General features: G+C 63.1%; 2 protein-coding genes. One reads left to right on the top strand and one right to left on the bottom strand.

Annotated features, from left to right (window positions below; all coding sequences use genetic code 11):
- Window positions 1-205, bottom strand: a 205-nt coding sequence (locus tag ACFU4Z_RS29575) for an acetyl-coenzyme A synthetase N-terminal domain-containing protein (RefSeq protein ID WP_379069280.1), incomplete at its 3' end; no start/stop codon positions are given.
- 443 nt (window positions 206-648) lie between these two features.
- On the opposite strand from ACFU4Z_RS29575, the gene ACFU4Z_RS29570 reads away from it, so the two are divergent.
- Window positions 649-2,256: an ABC transporter substrate-binding protein gene (locus ACFU4Z_RS29570; protein WP_379069277.1), complete on the top strand. Its 1,608-nt coding sequence runs from the start codon at window positions 649-651 to the stop codon at window positions 2,254-2,256.
- The last annotated feature ends 92 nt before the right edge of the window (window positions 2,257-2,348 follow it).

The raw sequence follows: 2,348 nt of genomic DNA, 5'->3' as shown, positions 1-2,348 counted from the left end.
CGAACCACTTCGCGACGGGTGCGTCGCGCCAGTCGAGGACCTGTGTCCAGGGCTGATCCCAGTGCAACCGTCCGGCCTGTTCGGCCCAGAACGCGTCGCGATCCGCCGCGGCACGCTGATACAACGAGGCATCCGCGTTTGCCGCCGTGGCGAATTCCGGGGCCGGCGGGTACGAGGCCGTGTGGTCGGCGGTGGTATCGGTCATCTCGTCTCTTCCTTCACGAAATCCGCAGCGCTCGATTCGACGCGCCCGGTGTGGGTCAGTTCGACAGTAATCAACTGTGACCCAGGCCGCGTCCAGTGTGCCCACCGGGTTTCGATCCCGTCACCGCGGCGCGCATCCGGCCCGATCGGCTGACAAACCGACCCCGCGCTAGTTATCGTCTTCTTCAACCTCTTAGAACACCGGATGGCCCCAGTGACGGCATAGTTCCGGTGGATCAGCGTTTTCATCGCCAAGTTTTGTGTGTTTCGGCCATGTTGCCGGATTGGTAACAAGTGGAACGAACCTTGGTCAATCCGATGACAACGGTCGTCCGAATAGCTACTGTCCCAGGCATTCCAAGGCGATCGAGTCGAGGCGCGCTGGGAAGGACTCACGCGTGCGTCGCGGATCCCCTTCGCCTGTCTCGAAATCGGGAGAACGCGTTGAGATTCAACAGAGCTACAGCGTTGATCGCGGCAGTACTGCTGGCCACAAGCCTCGGGCTGTCCGCATGTTCGTCGAGCGATAGTGCCGACGCAGACATCGTCACGACCAACGGTGGCGAACCACAGAATCCGTTGGTGCCCACCAATACCAACGAGAATATGGGCGGCCGCGTAGTCGACCGGCTGTTCGCCGGGCTGAAATATTACGACGGCAAGGGCGTGGCCCACGACGAGCTGGCGGAGTCGATCAAGACCACCGATCGGAAGAATTACACAATCACCATCAAGCCGAATTGGAAATTCACCGACGGCAGCACGGTGATGGCCAAGTCGTTCGTCGATGCGTGGAACTACGGTGCGCTCGGCACCAACGCGCAGCTGCAGAGCTACGTGTTCACCCCGATCCTCGGATTCGACGAGGTGTCGGCGGAAAAGCCGACGGCACAGACGATGTCGGGCCTGAAGGTGGTCGACGATCGCACGTTCACCGTCGAGTTGAAGCAACCGTCCATCGACTTCGAGACCGAACTCGGCTACGCGCCGTTCTATCCGCTGCCCGAAGCGGCCTTCAAGGACATGAAGGCCTTCGGTGAGAACCCGATCGGCAACGGCCCGTACAAGTTCGCCCGCACGGGCGCATGGGAGCACAACGTCAAGATCGACTTGGTACCCAACCCGGATTACCAGGGCGGCCGCCCGGCCAAGAACAAGGGCCTGCGGTTCGTCATGTATCAGTCGTTCGACACGGCCTATTCGGATCTGCAGGCGGGCAATCTCGACTCCCTCGACACCATCCCGGACAGCGCGCTGACCTCCTACAAGAAGGACCTCGGTGATCGCGCGATCCTCGCGCCGACCGCGCAGAACCAGCACATCGGCGTCCAGGCCAACGTCGCGCACCTCGGCGGGGAGGAAGGGCTGCTGCGACGCAGGGCCATCTCGATGGCGATCAACCGCCAGCAGATCTGCGACACCATCTTCAACGGAACCAAGACACCGGCGCGTGACTTCACCGCAAGCACCCTGCCCGGGTTCGACGGGAACCTGCCCGGCTCCGAGGTGCTGAAGTACAACCCGGAGGAGGCCAAGAAGCTGTGGGCGCAGGCCGATGCCATGTCACCGTGGTCGGGTCGTTACGAGATCGCCTACAACTCCGACGGCGGCCACCAGGCCTGGATCGAAGCCGTTGCCAACAGTGTGAAGAACACCCTCGGTATCGACGCGGTCGGCGCACCGTACCCGACCTTCAAGAACATCCGGGATCTGGTGAACGCCAAGACCATCGGTAAGGCGTTCCGCTACGGCTGGCAGGGCGACTACCCGACCATGCTGCAATTCCTGACCTCGCAGTACTACAGCTACTCCGAGACCAACAACGTCGACTACAAGAGCACCGAATTCGACGGTCTGCTCGACGCCGCGCTCGCGGCGCCGACGCTCGAGGAGTCCTACAAGATCGTGGCGCGGGCCCAGGCTCTGCTGATCAAGGATATGGCCGATATCCCGGTGCTCGACTATCTCGCCGCGGCGGGACGCTCGGACAAGGTGAAGAAGGCCGAACTCGCGTGGAACGGTCTGTTCGACTTCGAGAACATCGAGAAGTAGCCGCGGGGGGGGGGGGGGGCGCGCCCCCCCCCCCCCCCCCCCCCCCCCCCCCCCCCCCCCCGCAAAGCCGTGGTTTTTGTGGGGCGGGGGCG

Origin of the sequence: Nocardia sp. NPDC057440 (assembly GCF_042802915.1) — a bacterium.
Lineage (GTDB): Bacteria > Actinomycetota > Actinomycetes > Mycobacteriales > Mycobacteriaceae > Nocardia.
The sequence above is the reverse complement of the archived record's forward strand: the minus strand, read 5'-3'. Positions and strand labels throughout refer to the sequence as shown.